Below are 24717 nucleotides of genomic sequence, written 5' to 3'. Positions count from 1 at the left end.
GCAGGTCAGGCGCGGGGCGTCTCGGTTTCGGCCGGGGCGCCCTTCGCCGTGTCCGTACCCTCGGCCTCCGACGCGGCGGCATCGGCGATCACGTCGTCGGCGATCACGTCCTCGGCGACGGCATCGACGGGCTCATCGACGACGACCACGACGGTGTCGTCCTCGACCGGGGTGCTGTAAAGCGGCTCGTTGGAGAGCGCGACGACGTCCACGGCTTCCGGCGCGGCGGGGATCAGGGCGCTGAGGGCCGCGAGGGTGAGCGCGAGCGCGAGACCGATGAGGCCGATGCCGCCCAGCAGTGCGCCGGCGACGGCCCACACCTGACCGGCGTACACCTCGACGCCGGTCGCGGTCTGGTTGTTGAGAGCGGTCGTCATCACGTCGAGCTTCGAGATGAGCAGATACGCGCCGACGGCGATCGCGACGACGGAACCGCCCACGAGCACCCAGAACGGGACGCTGCGGATCAGGCGGGAGGTGGACATGAGGACTCCTTCGGGTCGTGTCGGCGCACACGCGGCGACTCATCGACTATCTGCGCAGCGCCCGAGTGCGAGCGATGTTCTCCCTATGATCCTCCTGTGGAACGGATTTCGCCCAGGAGTCGGTGATCGGACTCAGGTGGTCGATCCGCCGTCGAAGGTGAGCACCGCCCGCGGAGCCTTGAGATGCATGAGCACCGCGGTCATGGCAGCGACGAGCGACACCGCGAGCACCATGTGGATGTTCACGAGCGCGATCGGCAGACCGGTGCGCGCCTGCCAGATCCCGACGATGATCTGGACGACCTCGACGGCGAGGAGGAGACCGGTCCACAGCGGCAGGCGGAGGATCTCCGGCATCCGGAACGATCCGGCGAAGACGATCAGGGTGAGCGCGAACAGCACGTAGGCCGGCCAGCTGTGCACGTGCTGCCAGAGGATCGGGTCGAGTCCGTTGCGCGCCGCGGCGTCGTCGCCCGCGTGCGGGCCGGAGCCGGTGAGCAGGATGCCGATCAGGACGGTGACGAGGAGGACGACGCTCGTCACGTGCACGAGCACCGCATAGCGCTTCGGCACGGCGGTGCGTTGCGGCCCGGGTGTCGCGTAGACGCGGACGACGTACGCCGTGGCGATGGCGACGAGGGCGGCGGAGACGAGGTAGTGGAGCCCCACGACCGCAGGGTGCAGGTGCAGCAGCACCGTGACGCCGCCGATGACCGCCTGCAGGATGATGCCGATGCCGACCGCGAGGGTCAGGCTCGGGAGCTCGGGCCGCGTCTTCCAGAGGCGGACGACGGAGAGGAAGGCGAGAAGGGCGATGACGACGAGGACGCCGGTGAGAGTCCGGTTGCCGAACTCGATGAGGCCGTGCATGCCGAGCTCTTCGGTCGGGACGAGCGACTCGGACGTGCAGTACGGCCAGGTCTCGCAGCCCATGCCCGATCCGGTCAAGCGCACGAGCCCGCCGGTGCCGACGATCACGATGTTGCTGATGAGGAGCAGCCACGCCAGCACGCGCGTGTAACGGGTCACGTGATCGGGCAGCAGCGCATCGCGGAGCGACGTGCGTGATGTCGCGCGATCTGCGTCGCTGACAGGGGCCTGGGACATGGACGTCGCCTCCGGAGGGGGCGCCTCGGGCGGGCGCCGGGCACGCCCCTCGCCGGAGCGTTGCCTGTAGACTTGAACGGTGGGAGCGACGGCGATCCAGATCGCATCGGTCCCACTGTCAGTCTAGGCGCGCACCCCGTGCGCCCTATCCCGAGCGCGACGGCCGACAGGCCGGAGCGCGCAGAGCGGCCCTGAAAGCGGCATCCGGCTCTCCGTCCACGACCCTCCACCGTGAGAACGACGAAGAACCCGGAATGCCGGAGCGGATGACACCGCGGGCACGAAGGAGGCAAGCCATGTCGGATGTGCTCATCGACCGACCCGAGCTCGACGGGCTCGGTGTCTACGAGTTCGGCTGGCACGACCCTGACGCCGCCGGCGCGAGCGCCAAGCGCGGACTGTCGGAAGCGGTCGTGCGTGACATCTCGGCGCTGAAGGCCGAGCCCGAATGGATGCTGAAGACGCGCCTCAAGGGCCACCAGCTGTTCGGCCGAAAGCCCATGCCCACGTGGGGTGCGGACCTGTCGGAGATCGACTTCGACAACATCAAGTACTTCGTCCGCTCCACCGAGAAGCAGGCGCAGTCGTGGGAGGACCTCCCCGAAGACATCCGCAACACGTACGAGAAGCTCGGCATCCCCGAGGCCGAGCGTGCGCGCCTGGTCGCCGGCGTCGCCGCGCAGTACGAGTCCGAGGTCGTCTACCACCAGATCAACGAAGAGCTCGAGCGCCAGGGCGTCATCTTCATGGACACCGACACGGCCCTCCGTGAGCACCCCGAGTTCTTCGAGGAGTACTTCGGCACCGTGATCCCTGCGGGCGACAACAAGTTCGCCGCGCTGAACACAGCCGTCTGGTCGGGCGGATCGTTCGTCTACGTGCCTCCGGGCGTGCACGTCGAGATCCCGCTGCAGGCCTACTTCCGCATCAACACCGAGAACATGGGCCAGTTCGAGCGCACCCTCATCATCGCCGACGAAGGCTCGTACGTGCACTACATCGAAGGTTGCACCGCGCCGATCTACAAGTCCGACTCGCTGCACTCCGCGGTCGTCGAGATCATCGTCAAGAAGAACGCCCGCGTGCGCTACACGACCATCCAGAACTGGTCGAACAACGTCTACAACCTCGTCACCAAGCGCGCCGTCGCCCACGAGGGCGCGACGATGGAGTGGATCGACGGCAACATCGGCTCCAAGGTGACGATGAAGTACCCGTCGATCTACCTCATGGGCGAGCACGCGAAGGGCGAGACTTTGTCGGTCGCCTTCGCCGGCCCCGGCCAGCACCAGGATGCCGGCGCGAAGATGATCCACATGGCGCCCTACACCCAGTCGTCGATCGTCTCGAAGTCGATCGCCCGCGGCGGCGGACGCGCGGGATACCGGGGCGAGGTCCGCGTCGATGCGAACGCGCACCACTCCGCGAACACCGTGCGCTGCGACGCGCTGCTCGTCGACACGCAGTCGCGGTCGGACACGTATCCCGCGATCGACATCCGCGTCGACGACGTGCAGCTCGGGCACGAGGCGACTGTGTCGAAGGTCAGCGAAGAGCAGCTGTTCTATCTCATGAGCCGCGGGATGCCGGAGGACGAGGCGATGGCCATGATCGTCCGCGGCTTCATCGAGCCGATCGCCCGCGAGCTCCCGATGGAGTACGCCCTCGAACTCAACAAGCTCATCGAGATGGGCATGGAAGGATCCGTCGGCTGATGACGACACCCACCCAGGCCCCCGCCTCCGAGAACACGGCGGAGGGTCACATCGACCCTGCCGCGCGCCTCGCCGACCGTCGTCAGCCCGGCATCCCCGAGAGCGACTCGTTCGTCCCGGTGCAGACGCGCTCCGAGCGCCCCACGTCGTTCGACCCGGGAGACTTCGGAACGCCGACCGGCACCGAGGTCAACTGGAAGCACACGCCGCTGAAGAAGCTGGCCGCGCTCTTCGTGGACGAGCCCGCCCCGCACGGCGTGATCGACGTCGCCGTCCGCGCCCCCGAGGACGTCGAGCAGAGCCGGCTCGCCGTCGGCGAGGCTCCGCGCGGCGAGGTCTTCCGGCCCGAAGACCTGCCGAGCGCGATCGCGTGGGCGCAGGAGGCGGAGGCGCCGCTCGTGCGCATTCCCGCGGATGTCGAGCTCGACGAGCCGATCGTCGTCCACCTCACCGGGCGCGGCGGCGTCGCGCACGCGCACGTCGTGATCGAGGCGCAGCCGCACTCCCGCGGCACCGTGATCCTCCGCCACGAAGGCACGGCGCAGCAGGCGCAGAACGTCGAGATCATCGTGCGCGACGGCGCGTCGCTCACCGTCGTCAGCGTGCAGCGCTGGGACGACGACGCGATTCACCTCGCCTCCCACCAGGCGCGTGTCGACCGCGACGCGTCGCTCACCCACGTCGTCGTCAGCCTCGGCGGCGGTATCGTGCGCGTGAACCCGTCGGTCGAGCTCGCCGGTGCGGGCGCGGACGGCAAGCTCTACGGCCTCGCCTTCTCCGACTCCGGGCAGCACCTCGAGAGCCAGGTGTACCTGCACCACAAGGGACCGCACACCGTCGGCGACGTGCTCTACAAGGGCGCCCTGCAGGGTGCCGGAGCGCGCACCGTGTGGATCGGTGACGTGCTGATCGGACCGGATGCCACGGGAACCGACTCCTACGAGGCGAACCGCAACCTCGTGCTCACCGAGGGTGCGCGCGCCGACTCGATCCCCAACCTCGAAATCGAGACGGGCGACATCGTCGGCGCCGGCCACGCGAGCGCGACCGGCCGCTTCGACGACGAGCAGCTCTTCTACCTGCAGGCTCGCGGCATCGCCGAAGACGAGGCCCGGCGCCTCGTCGTCCTCGGCTTCCTCGCCGAGATCGTGCAGAAGCTCGATATCCCCGATCTGCAGGACGAACTCATCGCGGCCATCGAAGCGGAACTCGCCCTCACCGACAGCATCACCGCGGACGCGGCCGAGGCATCCACCGAGGCATCGGCGTGAGCGCCCAGAAGGTCCTGAACCTCAGCGACCTGGCCCAGGACACCGCCGTGCGGGTCGAGGTGGACGGCGTTCCGATCGCCGTCGTCCTCGACTCCGAGGGCGAGGTCCACGCGATCGGCGACACCTGCACGCACGGTGACATCTCGCTGGCCGACGGCTTCGTCGAAGGCGAGACGCTCGAATGCTGGGCGCACGGCTCGGCGTTCTCGCTGCGCACCGGCCGCCCCCTGAACCTGCCGGCGTACGAGCCGGTGCCCGTCTACGAGGTCGTGATCGACGGGGACGACGTCCTCATCGACCCCACCGTCCTCAAAGAAGTGAACTGACAAGGAACCTGACATGGCTGTTCTCGAGATCCGCGACCTCCACGTGACCGTCGAGACCGAGGCGGGGCAGACCCCGATCCTCAACGGTGTGAACCTCACCGTCTCGACCGGCGAGACCCACGCGATCATGGGCCCCAATGGCTCGGGCAAGTCGACGCTCGCCTACACGATCGCCGGACACCCCAAGTACACCGTCACCTCGGGCACCATCACGCTCGACGGTGAGGACGTCCTGGCGATGTCCGTCGACGAGCGCGCCCGCGCGGGGCTCTTCCTCGCGATGCAGTACCCGGTGGAGATCCCCGGTGTCACCGTGACCAACTTCCTCCGGACGGCCAAGACCGCCGTCGACGGCGAGGCGCCCGCGATCCGCGCGTGGACGAAGGATGTCAAGGAGGCGATGAAGAACCTCCGCATGGACCCGAAGTTCGCCGGCCGCAACGTCAACGAGGGCTTCTCCGGCGGCGAGAAGAAGCGTCACGAGATCCTGCAGCTCGAGCTGCTGAAGCCGAAGATCGCCGTGCTCGACGAGACCGACTCGGGCCTGGACGTCGACGCGCTGAAGATCGTGTCGGAGGGCGTCAACCGTGCCAAGGCCGAGACCGACCTCGGAGTGCTGCTCATCACGCACTACACGCGCATCCTCCGCTACATCACGCCCGACTTCGTGCACGTGATGGTCGCCGGCCGCATCGTCGAAGAGGGCGGCCCGGAGCTCGCGGCGCGGCTGGAGGACGAAGGCTACGACAGATTCCTCGACCCTGCTGCTCCGATCGAAGCCTAGGATCGATCTATGACCGCGACTCTCAGCCCCGAGAAGTACGACGACGTCACCGAGGCGCTCAAGGACGTCATGGATCCCGAGCTCGGGATCAACGTCGTCGACCTCGGCCTCATCTACGACCTCTCCTGGGACGAGGAGAACGACGCGCTCGTCATCCACATGACGCTGACCTCCGCCGGGTGCCCGCTCACCGACGTACTCGAGGAGCAGACCGCGCAGGCGCTGGACGAGGTCGTCGACCGGTTCCGCATCAACTGGGTGTGGATGCCGCCGTGGGGACCCGAGCGGATCACCGACGACGGGCGCGACATGATGCGCGCGCTCGGTTTCGCGATCTGACGGCGCCCCGCCCCGAGGCCGCGCACCGTCGGTAGGCTCGATGGGTGAGCATCACCCCCCTTCAGGCGCTTCCGATCGATGTGCTACGCCGTCGCACGAGTACGAAATGGCGCACCTACCCGGCAGACGTGATCCCGATGTTCGTCGCCGAGACGGACTTCCCGCTCGCGCCGCGGATCACCGAGGTGCTCGCCGAGGCCGTGGCGATCGGTGACACCGGGTACACGCCGCCCGATCCCGGTATCCGTGCGGCGTTCGCCGGCTTCGCCGGGCGCCGATTCGGATGGCAGGTCGACCCGGCGCGCATCCGCACGACCGCCGACGTCATGATGGGAGTCGTCGAGATCCTCCGTGCGGTGACCACCCCCGGCGACCGCGTCGTCACGACGCCTCCCGTCTACCCGCCGTTCGCGATGTGCACGGCAGAGGCCGGATGCCTCGTCGAGCCCGTCCCGCTGACCGACACCGGGTCGGGGTGGGAGCTCGATCTCGCAGGGATCGAGGCAGCCCTCGCGGGCGGCGCGCGCGCCGTACTGCTGTGCAACCCGCACAACCCCACCGGCACGGTGCACTCCGCGGCATCCCTCGCCGCCCTCGCGGAGATCGCGGCGCGTCACGGCGCGGTCGTCATCAGCGATGAGATCCACGCGCCGCTCGTCCACGGCGACGGCGTCTACACGCCGTTCCTCGCCGCCTCGCCGGCCGCGGCCGAGGTCGGGTACGCCGTCACGAGCGCCTCCAAGGCGTACAACCTCGCGGGCCTGAAGTGCGCCCTCATGGTGACCGCCGCGGATGGCCCGGCCGCCGTGCTTCGCGGTCTCAGCGACGAGGTCGAGTGGCGCACGGGGCTGTTCGGCGCGAACGCCGGAGTCGCCGCGTTCGATCCGGCATCCGATGCCTGGCTGGACTCGCTCCGCGTGACGCTCGACGGCAACCGCAGGCTCCTCGCCGACCTCCTCGCCGCGCACCTGCCGGAGGCCGTCTATCGGGTTCCGGATGCCGGCTACCTGGCGTGGATCGACCTGTCGGCCTACGGGTGGGGCGACGACGCTGCGTCGTATCTGCGTCGCGCGGCCAAGGTCGCGCTTCACCACGGGCCACTGTTCGGCCCGCAGGGAGTCGGGTTCGCGCGCCTGAACTTCGGGTGCGCGCCCGAGCTCCTCACGGAGGCGATCGAGCGCATCGGCGCCGTCGCGCGGGCGTGAGCGCCTCGCCGCCGGTGGGCGCGGCGCCGGAGGTCGTCGAGGGCATCTGGCATCCGCGCTGGGTGTGGGTGACGGCCGGCGCCGTCGCGATGATCTTCCTCGCCGCGACGCAGTCGCTCGCGGTCACGACCGTCATGCCGCTCGTGAGCGACGATCTCGGGGGTGCGGAGCTGTACGCCGTCGCCTTCTCGGGGACGCTCGCCACGAGCGTCATCGGGATGGTCGCCGTCGGCGCCTGGTGCGACCGTCGCGACCCGGTGCTGCCGCTCGCGACGTCGGTCGCGCTCTTCGTCGCGGGGCTCCTGATCGCCGGGTTCGCGACCTCCATGCCGATGCTCGTCGTCGGGCGTCTGCTGCAGGGTCTCGGCACGGGCGGGCAGACCGTCGCCCTCTACGTCGTCGTGGCACGTGTCTACCCCGTGGCCCTCCACGGGCGGGTGTTCGCAGCGTTCTCCGCCGCATGGGTGATCCCCTCGATCGTGGGGCCCTCGCTCGCGGGGCTCGTCGCCGAGCACGCGCACTGGCGCTGGGTGTTCTGGGGTGTCGCGGCGCTCACGCTGGTGGCATTCGCGGTCGTGTTCGCGCGGCTCCACGGCATCGACCTGCGCACCGCAACCCCGTCACGCGAGCCGGTCGCGCGGCGGCTCGCGCTCGCCACCGTCGTCGCCGCGGGCGCCCTCGCGCTGAGCCTCGCGGGAGAGGCGGGGCCGTGGATGCTGCTCGTCGTCGTCGCCGCGCTCGTCGCGATCGTCCTGTCGATCCGGCCGCTCGTGCCGCGCGGCACCCTCGTCGCCCGACGCGGCCTGCCGAGCGTCATCCTCATGCGGGCGTTGATTGCGGGGGCTCTGTTCGGCGCGGAGATCTACGTGCCCTACCTGCTCATCGTGGACTACGGGTTCTCGGCGACGGCGGCCGGTTTCGGCCTCACCGCCGCGGCGCTCTCGTGGGCGGCCGCCGCCGACGTGCAGGGCCGCTTCGGCGATCGCATCGGTGATGCACGCATCGCGCTCCTGGGTTGCGCGCTGCTCGCCGCGGCGACGCTCCTCGCGGCGGCGACGGCCGCATGGCACCTGGCGCCGTGGGTGATCATCGCCGGGTGGGCGCTCGCGGGAGCGGGCATGGGGCTCATGTACCCCCGGCTGTCGGTGCTGACACTGTCGTACTCGACGCCGCAGAACCAGGGATTCAACTCGGCGGCGCTGTCGATCTCCGATTCGGTGGGAGCGTCGGCATCCATCGCCGTCATGGGGCTCACGTTCGTCGCACTCGCGGCGACGGATGCCGGATTCCCCGCCGTCTTCCTCATCGCCGCGGCCCTCGCGGTGCTGGCGGTCGTCCCGGGCCTGCGAATGGGGCGAGGTGCCGTGACCGAGGCGGGTGCGACCGGTGCCGCGGCCGCGGAGGCTCACACCTCCGAGCGGCCGAGCCGCCAGTAGCCCATGAAGGCGACGGCGCGCCGATCGACGCCACGCGCCGTGACGAGCTGGCGTCGCAGCGTCTTGATCGCTCCCGCCTCGCCGGCGAGCCAGGCGTACAGCGGCGCGCTTTTCAGGGCGGCGCCGCCCTTCGCCGTGCGCGGCACCTCCCAGAGGATGTCGCGGTCGATGTCGACCTCTTCGACCTCGGCGCCGCGACCGGCCGGGGCGAGACGGTCCGCGGCATCCGTCACCGCGTCGATGAGGAACGCGTGCCTCTCGCCGCCCGCGCGGGAGGCGACCCGCACCTCGAAGCCCGGGTGGTGGGGGAGGTAGGCGGCGTCCGTGTCGTCGGGGACCTCCAGCACGACGACGCCTGTCGCGTCGGGCGGGAGCTGCTCGAGGATGACGGCGATCGCGGGCGCGGCGGTCTCGTCACCCGCGAGGAGCAGCTGCTCGGTGTGCGCCGGGGGAACGAAGTCGATGCCGTAGCTGACGCCCTCGTGGGCGGTCGTGGGTGCGAAGATGAGGAGTTCGTCGCCGACCTGCGCGTTCGCGATCCACGCGGAGGCGGGGCCCTCGACCGCGTGCGAGACCATGTCGATGTCGACCTCGCGTGCCTCGCGGCGGACGTACCGCGTCGTGTAGGTGCGGAACGGCGGCCGCGCGTCGTCGTCCATCTCGCGCCACGCCGTCCACCAGTCCTCGCCCGTCGGCATGTCGTCGATCGACGTCGTCGCGGTCGGGAAGACGACCTTGATGCGCTGATCGAACCCGGGGTCGCCGTAGTCGGCGAGGTCGTCGCCCTGGAGTGTGAAGCGCCGGAAGCTCGGGCTGAGGTCGGTGATCGCGCTCACCCGGGCGCGGAAAAAGCGGCTCGTCGGGCGGGTGGTGGTCGCGGTCGTCATCGGTGTTCTCCGGTCTGGACGGGCGTGTGGGCGGGGGCGGCGGTCTGAACAGGGGCGGCGGGCAGGACGCGGTGGCGCCCGCGGGGAAGGACGAGCGGCGTTCCCGACGCCGGGTCGTCGATGACGAGCGCGTCGAGGTCGAAGACGCCGCGGACGAGGTCGGCGTCGACGACGTCGCGGGGCGCACCCGACGCGATGAGCTTTCCGGCGCGGACGGCGAACAGGTGGTCGGCGTAGCGCGCGGCGAGGTTGATGTCGTGGAGCACCATGACGACGGTCGTGCCGCGCGTCGCGTTGAGGTCGGCGAGGAGGTCGAGCACGTCGATCTGGTGCGACACGTCGAGGAACGTGGTCGGCTCGTCGAGGAGCAGGATGTCGGTCTGCTGCGCGAGCGCCATCGCGATCCAGACGCGCTGACGCTGGCCGCCCGACAGCTCGTCGACGGCGCGGTCGGCCAGCTTCAGCGTTCCGGTCGCGGCGAGCGCTTCAGTGACGGCGCGATCGTCCTCGGTGCTCCAGCTGCGGAAGAGCTTCTGGTGCGGGTGCCGGCCGCGCCCGACGAGGTCGGCCACGGCGATGCCCTCCGGCGCGACGGGCTGCTGGGGGAGGAGGCCGACGGTCCGTGCGAGCTCCTTCGTCGGCACCTGGTCGATCGCGCGGCCGTCGAGGATCACCGACCCGGACTGCGCCGGAAGGAGGCGCGCGATGGTCTTGAGCAGCGTCGACTTGCCCGAGGCGTTCGCGCCGACGATGACGCTCACCTCTCCGTCGGGGATCTCGAGGTCGACGCCGTCGACGACGACCGTGCGGCCGTAGCCCGAGACGAGCGCCTCGGTCCTGAGCGAGTGCGGCATGGTCATGAGGATCCTCCCCGGCGGCTGGTGCGGATGAGCAGGTAGAGCAGGTACGGTGCGCCGAGGATGCCGGTGATGACGCCCACGGGGAACTTCGTGTCGAACGCGAACTGTCCGAGGAGGTCGGCGCCCATCACCAGGCACGCGCCGGTGAGGGCGGCGGGAAGCACGAGGGGAATGCCGGGCCCGACGATCCGGGCGGCGATGGGACCGGCGAGGAACGCGACGAACGCGATCGGGCCGGTCGTCGCGGTCGCGACGCAGGCGAGGGCGACGGCGGCGAGGACGAGGAGGAGCCGTGTGCGGTCGACGCGCACGCCGAGGGCGGTCGCGGTCGCATCTCCCAGCTCCAGCGCCCCGAGGTTCCGCGCGAGCAGGAGCACGACGGGCACGAGCACGACGACCGCGATCGCGAGCGGCGGCACCTCTTCCATGCGCGAGCCGTTGAGGCTGCCGGTCATCCAGCGCGCCGCTGCCGGGAGGTCCCAGACTGCCGCGCGGAGGAGGAGATAGGCGACGACGGCATCCAACATCGCGCCCACGCCGATGCCGATGAGGATGAGGCGACCACCGGTCGACTCGCCGCCGCGCGCAGCGAGGGAGATGAGCGCGGCGGTCGCGAGCCCTGCGCCGAGAGCCAGGGCCATCGTTACGCCCGCCGACCAGTGCAGGATGACGAGGGAGAGGATCGCGGCGGCACTCGCGCCCGACGTGATGCCGATGACGTCGGGGCTTGCGAGGGGATTCCGGAGCATCGTCTGGAAGGTCGATCCGGCGACCCCGAACGCGACGCCCGCGAGGACCGCTGTGATCGCGCGGGGGAGGCGGAGCGTGCCGACGGTGAACGAGGCGCCCGGGACCTGCTGCCCGAGGAGCACCGCGATGACGTCGGAAACCGGGTAGATCGTGTTCCCGAGCATGAGCATCGCGGCGAAGAGGACGACGATGAGGATGCCCATCGCGATGAGCGCGATCGTGCGGCGGCGGGTGCGGCGCGCGCGCCCGGCGCGGACGCGCGCGATGTCGGCGTCGAGGTCGGCATCGAGGCCGGCGCCGAGTCCGAGGAGCGCGGAGGCGGTGACCGTGGCCATCAGAGGGCCTTCATCCGAGTGCGGCGGGCGATGACGATGAGGACGGGAGCCCCGAGGAAGGCGGTGATGATGCCCGCCTCGACCTCGCCGGGGGATCCGATGACGCGGCCGAGCGTGTCGGCGAGGGTGAGGAGAACGGCGCCGCCCACCGCCGAGATCGGCAGCAGCCAGCGCTGGTCGGGTCCCGTGAGGGCGCGGACGGCGTGCGGCACCATGAGGCCGACGAACCCGATGGGCCCGGCGATCGCGGTGACGGCCGCGCAGAGGGCGACACCGGCGACGGCGGCCACGATGCGGACGCGCCCGACGCGCACGCCGAGGCCGACCGCGACATCGTCGCCGAGCGCGAGGGCGTTGAGCGACGACGCGCACAGCAGCGCAATCAGGCCGCCGATGATGAGGACCGGAACGATGACGGTCAGCGTCTCGAAATCGGCGCGGGCGACGTTGCCCACCTGCCAGTAGCGGAACTCGTCCATGACCGCTTTCCGCGGCAGCAGGATCGCGGAGACGAGCGACGACAGCGCCGCGGTCGTCGCCGCGCCTGCCAGTGCGAGCTTGATGGGGGTCGTGCCGCCCGGCCCGACCGACCCCACGATGTACACGAAGACGGCCGTCACGAATGCGCCGACGAGCGCGAAGCCGAGATAGCCCCAGGCGCTGGAGAGACCGAAGAATGCGATGCCCGAAACGACCGCGAGCGCGGCGCCGGTGTTGACCCCCAGGATGCCGGGATCGGCGAGCGGATTCCGGGTGATCGCCTGCATGAGCGCACCTGACAGGGCGAGGGCGGCGCCGGCGAGGAGTGCGACCGCGGTGCGGGGGATGCGGCTCTGCACCGCCAGCGCGCCGATGTCGGTCGGGGTCTCCCCGCGAAGCCACGACCCGATGCCGTCGAGCACCTGCCCGGCATCCACGGGCCGTGAGCCGAAGGCCAGGGAGAGCGCGACCGACAGCACGATCGCGAGCGCGCCGACGACGAGGGCGACGACGCGACGCCGCGCGCCCACCTGCGGGGTGGACGCGCGGCGCGCGCTCGGCGTCGGGGTCGCGGAGGTCGAGGTCACTGCACCTTCGCCGCGGCGTCGGAGAGCTTCGCGACGTAGTCGGTCAGCACCCACGGGATCGACAGGGCGGTGGGGGAGACGGCGGCGCTGAAGGCATTCCCTTCGCCGACGGCGACGACCGCGCCGTTCTTGACGGCGGGAAGCGTGCTCCACAGCGGGTCGGCCTGCAGAGCCGGCAAGAGCGTCTCGTCGCCGTACGTGACGATGACGTCGACGTCCTTCAGCTGGTCGGCGTTCTCGGCGCTGAAGTCGAGGTAGAACGAGCCCTTCGCGGCGGCGTCCGCAGCGACCTTCGGCTCGGTGAACCCGAGGTCGGTGAGGAACGCGGTGCGCGAGTCGCCGCCCGTGTAGAGCGAGACCGAGGAGAGGTCGGACGAGCTCATGTAGAAGAACGCGGCGGTCTTTCCGTCGAAGCCGGCGCCGTCCGTGGCGTCCGCGATTTGGGCGTCGAGATCGGCGACGAGCGCCTCGCCCTCGGTCTTCATCCCCAGGGCCTCGGCGTTCATCGTGATCTGCGTGCGCCACGGCGTGAACCACGGGATGTCGGGGTAGGCGACGACGGGCGCGATGTCGCTGAGGGTGCCGTACTCCTCCTCGGTGAGGCCCGACTGGGCGGCGAGGATGACGTCCGGCGTCGTGTCGGCGATGGCCTCGAAGTCGATGCCGTCGGTGACGTCGAAGAGGGTGGGCTCGTCGCCACCGAGCTCGGCGAGCTTGTCGCTCGTCCACTCGTAGACGCCCGGGTCGGCGTTGCCGGTCCACGACCAGACCTGCGCGTCCATGCCGACGGGGACGACACCGAGCGCGAGGGCGACATCCTGGTTGCCCCACGAGATCGTCGCGACGCGCTCGGGCTGGGCGGGGATCGTCGTCTCGCCGAGCGCGTGCGTGATCGTGACGGGGAACGCGTCGGAGTCGGCGGCGCCGTCCGTCGAGGACGGGGCGGAGCCGGAGCTCGCGCAGCCGGTGAGCAGGAGCGCGGCGGCGGCCGTCAGGGCGGCGGCGGTGCGGATGCGGGGCACGGGCGATCCTTCGTTCGGATGCGGTAAGGGCACCCTTACCTTACTTCCGCGAGCACCGTGATGCGAAACCGCTCCCGTGATGGGGCGGGGGGAAGCGGGAGAACGACGATGCCCCCACCGTGCGGGACGGCGGGGGCATCGGTCGATCAAGGGGTCAGGACGACTTTGTACGGTCGAGACGTCGCACGCCCGCCCACGCCGCGGGGATGATGAGCGCGGCGAGTGCGGCCTTGACCAGTCCGCCGACGATGAAGGGCCACAGCCCGAACTTGAGGATCTCGCCGATACCGAACGAGCCGCCGCCCACGACGTTGAGGATGAGGGCCATGTAGGGGATGCCGAAGACGAACGGGATCGCGCTCGCGAGCACGAAACCGGCGAAGGCGAGGAGGGGCTTGCGGTCCCACGCGCGCTCGGCGAACCACCCGGCGACGAAGGCCGCGAAGACGAAACCGATGATGAAGCCGAAGCTGGGCTTCGCGACGGCGGCGATCGTTCCGGTGAAGCCGGCGAAGACGGGGAGCCCCGCGAGGCCCGCGACGAGGTAGGTCAGCAGCGCCGCGGCGCCGCGCCGCGCCCCGAGGGCTGCGCCGACGACGACGACCGCGAGGGTCTGACCCGTGATCGGCACGGGCCACAGCGGCACCTCGACCTGTGCGAGCAGGGCGACCACCGCGGCGCCCGCCACGACGAGCACGGCATCGAGCGCGAACGCGCGCGCGCGGTCGGACGGACGGGCGATGAGGTCCGCCAGGACCGGACGGCGGGCGGGAAGGGCGAGGGACATGCGGGCTCCTCATTGTTGAGCGGGTGTCGTGCGGTGTCGTGTGGCGCGGGCGGGAGCGCGGGCGCGAGACTCAGCCTAGGGGCGCGACGCGCCGTCCTGTTGGACGCCGTCCACCAAAGAAACGTGGCCTCCCTATCCGACATGGACAACGCCGTGGGCGGGGCGACGGCGGCGAGGAGCGGGCCGCGGTCGGCGGGAGCCCCGGTAGACTGGAGGTTCGGCCTCTCGGCCGGCCCACCCACCCCCTCTTTCCACCTCAGAAGAACGGACGTCCGCTGTGCTCGCCGTGCACGATCTCGAGATCCGCGTGGGCGCGCGCACCCTCATGTCGGACGTGTCCTTCCGTGTCTCCGACGGCGACAAGATCGGTCTCGTCGGCCGGAACGGTGCCGGCAAGACGACGCTGACGAAGGTCCTCGCCGGCGACCTCATCCCCGCCGACGGCAAGGTCGAGCGCTCCGGCGAACTCGGCTACCTCCCGCAGGACCCGCGGTCGGGCGACCCCGAGATGCTCGCCCGCACCCGCATCCTCGACGCTCGGGGCCTCGGCAGTCTCGCGCTGCAGATGCACGAGGCGTCGCTCGAGATGGGGGATGCCGACGAGAAGGTCGCCGCCAAGGCGATGCGCCGCTACGGAAACCTCATGGAGCGCTTCGAGGCCCTGGGCGGTTACGCGGCGGAGGCCGAAGCGGCATCCATCGCCCACAACCTGTCGCTGCCCGACCGCATTCTCGACCAGCCGCTGAAGACCCTCTCCGGTGGTCAGCGGCGGCGTATCGAGCTCGCACGGATCCTCTTCTCCGACGCGCAGACGATGATCCTCGACGAGCCCACGAACCACCTCGATGCGGACAGCGTCGTGTGGCTTCGTGAGTTCCTCAAGAACTACAAGGGCGGGCTCATCGTCATCAGCCACGACGTCGAACTCGTGGGCGAGACCGTCAACCGCGTCTTCTACCTCGACGCCATGCGTCAGGTCATCGACGTCTACAACATGAACTGGAAGAACTACCTGCGCCAGCGGGTGGCCGATGAGGAGCGCCGCAAGAAGGAGCGCGTCAACATCGAGAAGAAGGCGACCCAGCTGCAGCTGCAGGCCGCCCGATTCGGGGCGAAGGCGTCGAAGGCGGCCGCCGCGCACCAGATGGTCGCGCGCGCCGAGAAGATGCTCTCCGGCCTCGAAGAGGTGCGCCAGGAAGACCGCGTCGCGAAGCTCCGGTTCCCGAAGCCCGCGCCGTGCGGCAAGACGCCGCTCATGGCGAAGAACCTCTCGAAGTCCTACGGATCGCTCGAGATCTTCACCGACGTCGACCTCGCGATCGACCGCGGTTCGAAGGTCGTCGTCCTCGGCCTCAACGGGGCCGGCAAGACGACGCTCCTCCGCATTCTCGCAGGGGTCGACGAGCCGGACACAGGTGTCCTCGAACCCGGCCACGGTCTCAAGATCGGCTACTACGCGCAGGAGCACGAGAACCTCGACGTGAACCGCTCGGTGCTCGAGAACATGATGTCCGCCGCGCCCGACATCACGGCGACCGAGGCGCGGAAGGTGCTCGGCTCGTTCCTGTTCACCGGTGACGACGTGCTGAAGCCCGCGGGCGTCCTCTCCGGTGGGGAGAAGACCCGACTCTCGCTCGCGACCCTCGTCGTCTCGAGCGCCAACATGCTGCTCCTCGACGAGCCGACCAACAACCTCGACCCCGCCTCGCGCGAGGAGATCCTCGGTGCGCTCGCGCACTATGAGGGCGCCGTCGTGCTCGTCTCGCACGACTCGGGCGCCGTCCAGGCGCTGAACCCCGAGCGGGTGCTGATCCTGCCCGACGGCGTCGAGGACATCTGGGGTCGCGACTACGTCGACCTGATTGAGTTGGCGTGACGCGGTCGGGCGAGTAGGCGTGACGCGGTCGGGTTCGACGATCCGCGCGGTGTGCTGGGACTGGAACGGCACGCTCCTCGATGACGTCGAGCGCTGCATGCGCATCATGAACGACACGCTCGCCGCTTTCGACCGCGCCCCCTTGGCATCCACCTCGCACTACCGGAGCATCTTCCGGTTTCCGCTGAGCGATTTCTACGCGGATGCCGGCATCCCCAGCGACCTGTATCGCGATGCCGCCTGGCTGGATGCCTCGGGTTACGCGCCGGGTGAAGTGCTGATGATCGGCGACACGGCGCACGACCGCGAGTTCGCCGCCGACCTCGGCGCGCGCTTCGTCCACTTCACCCAGGGGGCACCAGGTGGTGGACGACGCCGGGGTCACCGGCATCCATGAGCTCTCGGAGCTCGTCGGTATCGTCACCGGGCAGTGACTTCGCGGCCGGTGCGCCGCGCGCGCATCACGGAGCCAGGAGATGTCACCGAGGCAGGACGCGGGAGCGCTCACGCGTCCTGTGGCCATGAGATCCCCTGCGTCGCTGACGCGGCGTGCGGGCACGGGCTCGCGGCGAGGGGGCTCAGCGCGACGAGTCGAGGAGCGCGTCCTCTTCCTCCATGTCACGGTCGCGGCGGCGGGCGCCCGACCGGCGGGTGCGGCGCGGCGCGGCGCGGGATGCCTCGGCATCCGCGCCGATGGGCGATGACGCGTCGGCCTCCGCCGGCTCGCTCTCCGCACCGGCGGCGGTCGGGGGCTCGTCGCCCCCGCGGGCCCCGGCCGCCTCGAGGGCGGCGTCCTCGGCATCCTCACGGCGATGGCGCAGCTCGGTGCGGATCATGTACCAGATGAAGACGAAGCCCATGACCGCGAAGAGGATCCACTGGATCGCGTAGGACAGATGCGGGCCCGGGTCTTCCGAGGGGGACTCGAGCGCGTGCGGACGGGTCTCGGGCGCGGGGTCCTCGGAGGCCATCAGGCCGTACGCGCTCGTGATGAGGTTCTCGAGCCCCGTCTCCTCCGCGACGAGCGGAAGGTTGATCGTCGGCACCTGTCCTTCGGGAGCCGACTGATTCGTGTTGCGCAGCTGCTCGCCCGGCATGAGGCGGGCGATGAGCGTCACCTCGCCGGCGGGCGGTGCCGGGATGTGGTCGGGGTCGGGCTGGTCGTCGCCCGGCGGCACCCAGCCGCGGTCGATGAGGAACACGTCGCCCTCGGTCGTCTCGAAGGGGACGAGCACCTCGAATGCCGCCGTCCCGCCGTGCGCCCGGTTGCGCGCGAGCACGGTGTCCTCCGCGAGGTAAGTACCGGTGAGCGTCACGGGCTGCCACTGGTCGCTCCGGTCGAACGATCCGTCCGCCCCCAGAGCATCGCGAAGCGCCACGGGATCGCTGTCGTAGTTCGCGGCGATGAGGGTGAGCTGACGCTCGCGCTCCTCGTTGCGGCTGAACTGCCAGTGCGACAGGTACGCGCACGCGATCGCGAAGACGACCGCGATGGCGACGTATCCGGTCCAGCGCAGAGCGGTGCGGTTCACGATGCCGCCTCCGCGCGCTCGACGCTCGGAGCCGGCATCGGCTCCACCGCCACCGGGAAGTCCCGCGCGGCCAGGTAGTCGCGCAGGTAGCCCACGTGCGCGTCGCACGCGGCCCAGATCTTGCGGCGGTCGGCCGTGTGGATGCGCGGGTTCCGCCATACCACCTGCCAGCGTGCGTCGTCTCGGCATCCTGCGCGGGAGCACATCGCGGCGCTCACGCGTCGTCACCCGTCGATGGCGAGGTCGATGCCGGGGGCGGTGTCTGCGCGGAGCGGGGGGATGCCGCAGAGCGGGGGGATGTCGCAGGCCGGGGCGACTCCTGAATACGGATGACGCCGCTTTGCCCGGCACCGTTCACGATGCCGTTCGCGGCGGCGGCGGGCGCCGGCGCGGGTGCGGGGCCGGCGGTGAGCGCCCGCTCAGGTGCGATGGCGTTCTCGGCGCTACCGCTCGCGACGTTCGCCACGACGACTGCGACGTACGGCAGGAAGATCGCCCCGATCGCGAAGAGCCACGTGTACCAGCTGTAGGGCTGGATGAAGAGCATCAGCATGAAGCAGGCCACGCGGACGACCATCATGATGAGGTACTTGCCCATGCGGCTGTTCGCGTCGTCACGGGGTGCGCGCGGAAGGGAGGTCGCCGACTGGGTGGAGGAGTTTCTCACGGTCCGACAAGCCTACGCCGCGCCGGGCGCGACTGCGGCGGGGCAACCCGTGCCGGGCGGAGGGCTCAGGCGCCGTAACTCGAGCCCGATGACGCGGCGATGCCGATGAAGAACAGCAGCAGGAGGCCGATGAACACCCACAGTGCGACCCCGGCCCACCCCACGATGACGCCGGCGAGCGCCATGCCGCGGCCGCCCTCGCCCGTGCGCTTGATCTGACCGAGCGAGATGTGCCCCATGATCGCGCCCGCGAGCGACCCGACGAAGGGCAGCACGCCGATGATGCCGAGGATGGAGGCGATGAGCGACGCGATCGACAGCCCGTTGGTCTTCTGTGCCGGCGCGTGCGCGCCGTAACCGTAGGCGGGCGCTGCCGCGTAATTCGGGGCGCCGTAGGCGGGTGCTGCCGCGGGGCTGCCGGGAGCCGCACCGTAGGGCCCGGTCGGCGCTGAGCCGTACGGCGCGGCGGCGGGAGGAGGAGTGGGTGCGCCGTAGGCGGGGGCGGCGCCATACGGAGAAGCTGCGGGCGGCGGCGTGACAGGAGCGGCAGCACCGGGGGCCGGATACACGGGCGGCACCGGCGGGACATTCGTTGCGCCGTCGCCGTAGGGCGGGGTGTCGTTCGTGTCGGTCATGGTGGCTCCTTTCGCCGGTGCGCCCAGCCTAGCGCGACGACAGGCGCCGCTAGGCTGGTCCGGGTCCTCGCGCGAATGGAGCAGCATGTCCACTGACAGAGTCGTCCTCGTCACCGGCGGAAACCGCGGCATCGGTCGCGCGATCGCCGAGCGGTTCGTCGCAGCCGGCTACAAGACGGCCGTCACCGCGCGCTCGGGCGAAGGCCCCGAGGGCACCCTCACGGTGCGCGCCGACGTGACCGACGCCGCATCGCTGGATGCCGCCTTCACCGAGGTCGAGAAGACGCTCGGCGCCGTCGAGATCGTCGTCGCGAACGCCGGAATCACCAAGGACACGCTGCTGCTGCGGATGACGGAGGACGACTTCGACTCGGTCGTCTCGACGAACCTCGGGGGCACGTTCCGCGTCGTCAAGCGCGCCTCGAAGGGAATGCTCCGCGCCAAGTGGGGCCGCGTCATCCTCATCTCCAGCGTCGTGGGCCTCTACGGCTCGGCCGGGCAGATCAACTACTCGTCGTCGAAGGCGGCGCTCGTCGGGTTCGCCCGCTCGCTCACCCGCGAGCTGGGCGGGCGCGGCATCACGGCCAACGTCGTCGCGCCGGGCTTCATCGAGACCGACATGACCGCCGACCTGCCCGAAGACACCCAGGCCGAGTACAAACGCAACATTCCGGCGGGGCGCTTCGCGACCCCCGACGAGGTCGCAGGCGTCGTGACCTGGCTCGCGTCGGATGACGCCGCCTACATCTCAGGCGCCGTGATCCCCGTCGATGGCGGCCTCGGCATGGGGCACTGACACCCCGTCGGATCAGCGCTCGACCGCGGCGACGATCGCCTCACCAAGCCTCTGAGGCTGCGAGAACTGCGGCCAGTGGCCGGTGCCCAGCCGCACGACCTCGGTGTTGGCGATCGCGTCGAACTCGTCGGCGTACGGACCCCATTGCGCGAGGAACGCGCGGAACGCCGCGTCGTCGAGCCCGCCCGACAGGACGGTCACCGGGACGTCGCGGCGACGCTCGTCGCCGAGTGCGATCGCGTCGGTCGGCACCTTCGCCGGAACGCTGAGGGCGCGTGGCGCGGTCGCGGCGCGCGTCGGCTGGTCGAGGTCGGCGACGTCGTCGGCGTCGAAGAAGTCCCAGCCGGGGAACGGGATGACACCGTCGATCTCCTCGAACTCGGAGATCATCCCGCCCTCGAACGGGACGGCGGTGTCGACGAGGATCACGCGCGCCACGCGGTCAGGGCGCGCGCCGGCGGCCGCCCACGCGACGTTGCCGCCGCCGGAGTGCCCGACGACCACGACATCGCCGTCGGCCTCGTCGATGCGGCGGACCACGGCATCCACCCAGTCGGCGATGCGGATGTCGGAACTGGCGGATGCCGGTTCGCCGACCCCCGGCATCGTCAGCGGTACGGGGGTGAGCCCCGCGTCGCGGAGCGTGGGCAGCACGTCGTCCCACGAGGAGGCGTCGAGCCAGAGGCCGGGGATGAGGATGATGTCCATGCCTGGCACGCTACGCGGCGGGTCGGACATCGGGGAGGGGGTGCGGTGTTTCGACTCGCTGCGCTCGCTCAGCGGTCGCGACGCGGACGTCAGGGGAGCAGGGGGATCAGTTCGCGGAGGTCGACCGGACCCACCACGAGGTCGGCGCGCGCGCGGACGGCGGGCTTCGCGTTGAACGCGATTCCGAGACCCGCCTGCGCCATCATGAGGAGGTCGTTCGCGCCGTCGCCGACGGTGATCGTGCGACGGAGGGGAACGCCGAACTCCGCCGCCCACGCGCCGAGCGCGGTCGCCTTGCCGGCGGCATCCACGATCTCTCCCTCGACCGTCCCGGCGAGGGCGTCTCCCACGACCGTCAGTCGGTTCGCGCGCCAACGGTCGAGCCCGAGGGCCGGCGCGACCGCGTCGAGGATCTCGTGGAACCCTCCCGACACGACGGCGGCGACACCCCCGCGCTCATGGATCGCGGTGATCAGCTCCACCGCACCCGGGGTCGGCTCGACGCGCGCGAGGACCCGCTCGAACGCCGCCACCGGCACGCCCGCGAGCGCCTCCACGCGCGAGCGCAGGCTCGTGGCGAAGTCGACCTCGCCGCGCATCGCGGCTTCTGTCGCCGCGGCGACCTCCGGTCCGCGCCCCGCTTCGGCGGCGATGAGCTCGATGACCTCGTTGCGGAGGAGGGTCGAATCGGCGTCGAAAACCACGAGGAAGCGGGCGTCAGGCACCCGACCAACCTACCCGCCCGTGCCTACCGGTCCGTGCCTACCGATCCGTGCGTGTTCACCGCGCGACGCGCGTGTTCTTCCCGACGACCGTGATGCCGCTGTCGGTGACTGTGAAGCCGCGCGCGACGTCGAGGGCGCGGTCGACGCCGACCGTCGCGCCCGCTTCGAGCACGACGTTCTTGTCGAGGATCGCGCGGTGGACGCGCGCGCCGGCGCCGACGTCGACGTGGTCGAACAGCACCGAGTCGGTGATGGTCGATCCGCCCGCCGAGAGGGTCCAGGGGCCCACGACGGAGCGCTCGAGGTGCGTGCCCGACAGCACCGAGCCGAGGGAGACGATCGAATCGATCGCGTTCCCCATGCGCCCGACGCTGTCGCGGACGAACTTCGCCGGCGGCGAGTTGATCGCCTGCGAGTGGATCGGCCAGTCGACGTTGTAGAGGTTGAAGATCGGCAGCGTCGAGATGAGATCCATGTGGGCGTCGAAGAACGAGTCCAGCGTTCCCACGTCGCGCCAGTAGTCGCGGTCGCGATCGGTCGACCCCGGCACGTCGTTGCGCTTGAAGTCGTACACGACGGCATCCCCGCGTCCGACGAAGTAGGGGATGATGTCGCCACCCATGTCGTGGTCGGAGGTCGGGAGCTCGCCGTCGGCCTCGACCGCCTCGATCAGCGCGTCGGCGTCGAAGATGTAGTTGCCCATCGAGGCGAGCACCTCTCCCGGGCTGTCGGGGAGACCTTCCGGATCCTGCGGCTTCTCGAGGAAGTCGCGGATCGTGATTCCGTCGGCGGGGTCGACGTCGATGACGCCGAACTGGTTCGCCTGCGAGATCGGCTGTCGGATGCCGGCGACACTCGCCTTCGCGCCGGATTCGATGTGCGCCGCGAGCATCTGACGGAAGTCCATGCGGTAGACGTGGTCGGCGCCGATGACGACGACGATGTCGGGATTCTCGTCCTGAATGAGGTTGAGCGACTGCAGGATCGCGTCGGCGGAGCCCGAGAACCACCGCTTGCCGAGGCGCTGCTGCGCGGGCACGGACGCGACGTAGGAGTCGAGGAGGGCGGACATCCGCCAGGTCTGCGAGATGTGCCGGTCGAGGCTGTGCGACTTGTACTGCGTCAGCACGACGATCTGGCGCAGCCCCGAGTTGATCAGGTTGGAGATGGCGAAGTCGATCAGCCGGTACTGCCCCCCGAAGGGCACGGCCGGTTTCGCCCTGTCCTCCGTCAGAGGCATGAGGCGCTTGCCCTCGCCGCCGGCGAGGATGATTCCGAAGACCTTCGGCGCTGCAGGCATGTGCCCACACTATGCCCCCCGTCTGCGCTTGTACTACCGTTCGAGGCATGCGCGTCGACATCGTCACGAAGGAATATCCACCGGAGATCTACGGAGGCGCAGGCGTCCACGTGACCGAGCTCGTCCGGGCGTTGCGGCGGAGCATCGAGGTGCAGGTGCGCGCCTTCGGCGCGCCTCGCGATGAGGTCGACACGACCGCGTATCCCGTGCCGGTGGAGCTCGACACGGCGAACCCCGCCGTTCAGACGCTCGGTGTTGACTTGGAGATCGTCGGGGACGTCGCCGGGGCCGACGTCGTCCACTCGCACACCTGGTATGCGAACTTCGCCGGCCACCTGGCGTCGCTCCTCCACGGCATCCCGCACATCGTCACCGCGCACTCCCTCGAGCCGCTCCGCCCGTGGAAGGCCGAGCAGCTGGGCGGCGGGTACGCGGTGTCGAGCTACATCGAGAAGACGGCGTATGAGGGTGCCGCGGCCGTCGTCGCGGTGAGCAACGGCATGCGTCGCGACATCCTCCGCAGCTACCCCGGCCTCGACCCCGAGAAGGTCCGGGTCATCTACAACGGCATCGATGTGGATGCCTGGCACCCGCAGAGCGACCCGGAGCTTCTGGAGCGTTACGGCATCGACCCCGAGCGGCCGTCGGTCGTTTTCGTCGGGCGCATCACGCGCCAGAAGGGCCTGCCGTATTTCCTCCGCGCTGCGGCTCTCCTGCCCCAGGACGTCCAGGTCGTCCTCTGCGCCGGGGCCCCCGACACGCCCCAGATCATGGCGGAGGTCGAGGGACTCGTCCGCGACCTCCAGGCGCAGCGGTCGGGCGTCGTCTGGATCGACGAATTCCTGCAACGCGACCAGCTGTGCGCGATCCTCACCGCCGCGACGACGTTCGTCTGCCCGAGCATCTACGAGCCTCTCGGCATCGTGAACCTCGAGGCGATGGCGTGCGGTGCGGCGGTCGTCGGGACGGCGACCGGAGGCATCCCCGAGGTCGTCGTCGACGGGGTGACCGGCCGGCTCGTGCCGATCGACCAGGTGCAGGACGGCACCGGCACACCCACCGACCCCGACCGCTTCGTCGCCGATCTCGCGGCGACCCTCACCGAGGTCGTCACCGACCCCGAGCGCGCGCAGACGTACGGCGAGGCCGGGCGCGAGCGGGCCGCGACGGAGTTCAGCTGGCAGGCGGTCGCCGACGCCACGGAGGCGCTCTACCGCGAGGTGTCGCGATCCACTCGATAGGCTGAGTGCATGTCCCAGGCCCTCGATTTCACCGACGTCGTCGTCCGTCGCAACGCTCGCAACATCGTCGATCACGTGGACTGGAGCGTCGGCGACGATCAGCGCTGGGTGATCCTCGGCCCCAACGGTGCCGGCAAGACCACGATCCTGCAGCTTGCGGCGACGCTCCTGCACCCGACGTCGGGGACCGTGACCGTGCTCGGTGAGGAGCTGGGGCGGACGGATGTCTTCGAGCTGCGTCCTCGCATCGGGTTCGCCTCGTCGGCGATGGCCCGGCGCGTGCCGCCCGAGGAGACCGTGCTCGATGTCGTGCTGACCGCGGCGTTCTCCGTCCTCGGCCGCTGGAACGAGGAGTACGAGCAGATCGACGAGCGTCGCGCGCGGCGCGTGCTCGCCGAGTGGAAGCTCGACCACCTCGCCGACCGGGCCTTCGGCACGCTGTCGGACGGGGAGCAGAAGCGCGTGCAGATCGCGCGCGCCGTCATGACCGACCCCGAGCTGCTGCTGCTCGACGAGCCGAGCGCGAGCCTGGACCTCGGCGCGCGTGAGGAGCTGCTCGGGCTGCTCAGCGGATACGCACAGGCGCCGACGACGCCGGCGATGGTGATGGTGACGCACCACGTCGAGGAGATCCCCGTCGGGTTCACGCACGTCCTGCTGCTGCGCGAGGGCGCCGTCGTCGCGGCGGGGCCGCTCGAGGAGACGCTCACCGCAGAGAACCTGTCGGAGACGTTCGGAATGCCGATCGCGCTCACCGCCGACGACGGCCGGTTCGCCGCGCGCGCCACGGCCTGATAGAATCGCTCTTTGGTGCACTCGGCCACCCGAGTCCCACGCACCGCAGACTTCCCTCGCCCTGGC

At 70.4% G+C, this 24717-nt stretch carries 27 protein-coding genes; 12 read left to right on the top strand and 15 right to left on the bottom strand.

All coding sequences use genetic code 11. The features are described 5' to 3' along the window. Positions 1-5: 5 nt before the first annotated feature. Positions 6-485, bottom strand: a complete 480-nt coding sequence (locus ACRVYW_RS12550; protein WP_431805080.1) for a dinucleotide-utilizing enzyme — start codon at positions 483-485, stop codon at positions 6-8. A 132-nt stretch (positions 486-617) separates the two neighbouring features. Further along, a complete protein-coding gene (locus ACRVYW_RS12545; protein ID WP_431805079.1) occupies positions 618-1592 on the bottom strand; it encodes a COX15/CtaA family protein in 975 nt (324 codons plus the stop codon). Positions 1593-1888: 296 nt separating this feature from the next. Between ACRVYW_RS12545 and sufB the strand changes: the two genes are divergently transcribed. Genes sufB through ACRVYW_RS12510 form a run of 7 tightly spaced genes read left to right on the top strand, consistent with a single transcriptional unit; the run spans position 1889 to position 8668 of the window. Beyond that, entirely contained in the window at positions 1889-3307 is a 1419-nt protein-coding gene (sufB, locus tag ACRVYW_RS12540) for a Fe-S cluster assembly protein SufB (protein ID WP_431805078.1), read from the top strand. Next, positions 3307-4578: a Fe-S cluster assembly protein SufD gene (gene sufD, locus ACRVYW_RS12535; protein ID WP_431805077.1), complete on the top strand. Its 1272-nt coding sequence runs from the start codon at positions 3307-3309 to the stop codon at positions 4576-4578. The genes sufB and sufD overlap by 1 nt, the downstream gene beginning before the upstream one ends. Then, a complete protein-coding gene (locus tag ACRVYW_RS12530; protein WP_431805076.1) occupies positions 4575-4904 on the top strand; it encodes a non-heme iron oxygenase ferredoxin subunit in 330 nt (109 codons plus the stop codon). Before sufD ends, ACRVYW_RS12530 begins: the two co-directional genes overlap by 4 nt. 13 nt (positions 4905-4917) lie before the next feature. After that, positions 4918-5688, top strand: coding sequence for a Fe-S cluster assembly ATPase SufC (gene sufC, locus ACRVYW_RS12525; RefSeq protein ID WP_431805075.1), 771 nt, complete (start codon positions 4918-4920; stop codon positions 5686-5688). Between the two features lie 9 nt (positions 5689-5697). Further along, positions 5698-6027: a metal-sulfur cluster assembly factor gene (locus ACRVYW_RS12520; RefSeq protein ID WP_431805074.1), complete on the top strand. Its 330-nt coding sequence runs from the start codon at positions 5698-5700 to the stop codon at positions 6025-6027. A 44-nt stretch (positions 6028-6071) separates the two neighbouring features. Further along, positions 6072-7232 (top strand): MalY/PatB family protein, encoded by a 1161-nt coding sequence (locus ACRVYW_RS12515; protein WP_431805073.1) that lies wholly within the window; start codon positions 6072-6074, stop codon positions 7230-7232. After that, positions 7229-8668, top strand: coding sequence for an MFS transporter (locus ACRVYW_RS12510; protein WP_431805072.1), 1440 nt, complete (start codon positions 7229-7231; stop codon positions 8666-8668). Before ACRVYW_RS12515 ends, ACRVYW_RS12510 begins: the two co-directional genes overlap by 4 nt. On the opposite strand, the gene ACRVYW_RS12505 is transcribed toward ACRVYW_RS12510, so the two are convergent. From ACRVYW_RS12505 to ACRVYW_RS12480, 6 genes are all read right to left on the bottom strand, one after another. Beyond that, positions 8638-9555, bottom strand: a complete 918-nt coding sequence (locus ACRVYW_RS12505) for a siderophore-interacting protein (RefSeq protein ID WP_431805071.1) — start codon at positions 9553-9555, stop codon at positions 8638-8640. The two genes, ACRVYW_RS12510 and ACRVYW_RS12505, sit on opposite strands and share 31 nt — an antisense overlap. Further along, on the bottom strand, positions 9552-10415 hold the full coding sequence (locus tag ACRVYW_RS12500; protein WP_431805070.1) for an ABC transporter ATP-binding protein: 864 nt from the start codon (positions 10413-10415) through the stop codon (positions 9552-9554). Before ACRVYW_RS12500 ends, ACRVYW_RS12505 begins: the two co-directional genes overlap by 4 nt. Next, positions 10412-11500 (bottom strand): FecCD family ABC transporter permease, encoded by a 1089-nt coding sequence (locus ACRVYW_RS12495; RefSeq protein WP_431805068.1) that lies wholly within the window; start codon positions 11498-11500, stop codon positions 10412-10414. The genes ACRVYW_RS12500 and ACRVYW_RS12495 overlap by 4 nt, the downstream gene beginning before the upstream one ends. Next, positions 11500-12567, bottom strand: coding sequence for a FecCD family ABC transporter permease (locus tag ACRVYW_RS12490; RefSeq protein WP_431805066.1), 1068 nt, complete (start codon positions 12565-12567; stop codon positions 11500-11502). The genes ACRVYW_RS12495 and ACRVYW_RS12490 overlap by 1 nt, the downstream gene beginning before the upstream one ends. Beyond that, positions 12564-13589, bottom strand: coding sequence for an iron-siderophore ABC transporter substrate-binding protein (locus ACRVYW_RS12485; RefSeq protein ID WP_431805064.1), 1026 nt, complete (start codon positions 13587-13589; stop codon positions 12564-12566). The genes ACRVYW_RS12490 and ACRVYW_RS12485 overlap by 4 nt, the downstream gene beginning before the upstream one ends. A 154-nt stretch (positions 13590-13743) precedes the next feature. Beyond that, a complete protein-coding gene (locus tag ACRVYW_RS12480) occupies positions 13744-14376 on the bottom strand; it encodes a biotin transporter BioY (RefSeq protein ID WP_431805061.1) in 633 nt (210 codons plus the stop codon). A 277-nt stretch (positions 14377-14653) separates the two neighbouring features. Between ACRVYW_RS12480 and ACRVYW_RS12475 the strand changes: the two genes are divergently transcribed. Then, on the top strand, positions 14654-16252 hold the full coding sequence (locus tag ACRVYW_RS12475) for an ABC-F family ATP-binding cassette domain-containing protein (RefSeq protein ID WP_431805060.1): 1599 nt from the start codon (positions 14654-14656) through the stop codon (positions 16250-16252). Positions 16253-16271: 19 nt separating this feature from the next. Continuing rightward, positions 16272-16649 (top strand): HAD family hydrolase, encoded by a 378-nt coding sequence (locus ACRVYW_RS12470; protein WP_431805058.1) that lies wholly within the window; start codon positions 16272-16274, stop codon positions 16647-16649. A gap of 181 nt (positions 16650-16830) precedes the next feature. Here the strand turns inward: ACRVYW_RS12470 and ACRVYW_RS12465 are convergent, their stop codons facing one another. The 4 genes from ACRVYW_RS12465 to ACRVYW_RS12450 form a co-directional block, all read right to left on the bottom strand. Next, positions 16831-17784, bottom strand: a complete 954-nt coding sequence (locus tag ACRVYW_RS12465) for an SURF1 family cytochrome oxidase biogenesis protein (protein WP_431805056.1) — start codon at positions 17782-17784, stop codon at positions 16831-16833. Beyond that, the gene (locus ACRVYW_RS12460) at positions 17781-17990 is read right to left on the bottom strand and encodes a hypothetical protein (protein ID WP_431805113.1); all 210 of its coding nucleotides are present in this window, start codon (positions 17988-17990) and stop codon (positions 17781-17783) included. Before ACRVYW_RS12460 ends, ACRVYW_RS12465 begins: the two co-directional genes overlap by 4 nt. An 8-nt stretch (positions 17991-17998) precedes the next feature. Continuing rightward, the gene (locus ACRVYW_RS12455) at positions 17999-18451 is read right to left on the bottom strand and encodes a DUF3099 domain-containing protein (protein WP_431805054.1); all 453 of its coding nucleotides are present in this window, start codon (positions 18449-18451) and stop codon (positions 17999-18001) included. A gap of 65 nt (positions 18452-18516) precedes the next feature. After that, on the bottom strand, positions 18517-19086 hold the full coding sequence (locus ACRVYW_RS12450; protein WP_431805052.1) for a DUF4190 domain-containing protein: 570 nt from the start codon (positions 19084-19086) through the stop codon (positions 18517-18519). 85 nt (positions 19087-19171) lie between these two features. Between ACRVYW_RS12450 and ACRVYW_RS12445 the strand changes: the two genes are divergently transcribed. Next, positions 19172-19882, top strand: coding sequence for a beta-ketoacyl-ACP reductase (locus ACRVYW_RS12445; protein WP_431805050.1), 711 nt, complete (start codon positions 19172-19174; stop codon positions 19880-19882). A 12-nt stretch (positions 19883-19894) separates the two neighbouring features. Here ACRVYW_RS12445 and ACRVYW_RS12440 read toward each other — a convergent pair whose 3' ends face one another. The 3 genes from ACRVYW_RS12440 to glgC all read right to left on the bottom strand — a co-directional run bounded on the left by ACRVYW_RS12440 (position 19895) and on the right by glgC (position 22615). Next, the gene (locus tag ACRVYW_RS12440) at positions 19895-20590 is read right to left on the bottom strand and encodes an alpha/beta fold hydrolase (RefSeq protein WP_431805048.1); all 696 of its coding nucleotides are present in this window, start codon (positions 20588-20590) and stop codon (positions 19895-19897) included. Positions 20591-20679: 89 nt separating this feature from the next. After that, positions 20680-21315 (bottom strand): phosphoserine phosphatase SerB, encoded by a 636-nt coding sequence (gene serB / locus ACRVYW_RS12435; RefSeq protein WP_431805046.1) that lies wholly within the window; start codon positions 21313-21315, stop codon positions 20680-20682. A 55-nt stretch (positions 21316-21370) separates the two neighbouring features. Then, the gene (glgC, locus tag ACRVYW_RS12430; RefSeq protein ID WP_431805044.1) at positions 21371-22615 is read right to left on the bottom strand and encodes a glucose-1-phosphate adenylyltransferase; all 1245 of its coding nucleotides are present in this window, start codon (positions 22613-22615) and stop codon (positions 21371-21373) included. 47 nt (positions 22616-22662) lie between these two features. Here glgC and glgA point away from each other — a divergent pair, with 47 nt between their 5' ends. Then, positions 22663-23856: a glycogen synthase gene (gene glgA / locus ACRVYW_RS12425; RefSeq protein ID WP_431805042.1), complete on the top strand. Its 1194-nt coding sequence runs from the start codon at positions 22663-22665 to the stop codon at positions 23854-23856. Positions 23857-23865: 9 nt separating this feature from the next. Beyond that, a complete protein-coding gene (locus ACRVYW_RS12420; RefSeq protein ID WP_431805040.1) occupies positions 23866-24651 on the top strand; it encodes an ABC transporter ATP-binding protein in 786 nt (261 codons plus the stop codon). The last annotated feature ends 66 nt before the right edge of the window (positions 24652-24717 follow it).

Origin of the sequence: Microbacterium sp. bgisy203, from assembly GCF_965345155.1 — a bacterium.
Classification (GTDB): domain Bacteria; phylum Actinomycetota; class Actinomycetes; order Actinomycetales; family Microbacteriaceae; genus Microbacterium.
The sequence above is the reverse complement of the archived record's forward strand: the minus strand, read 5'-3'. Positions and strand labels throughout refer to the sequence as shown.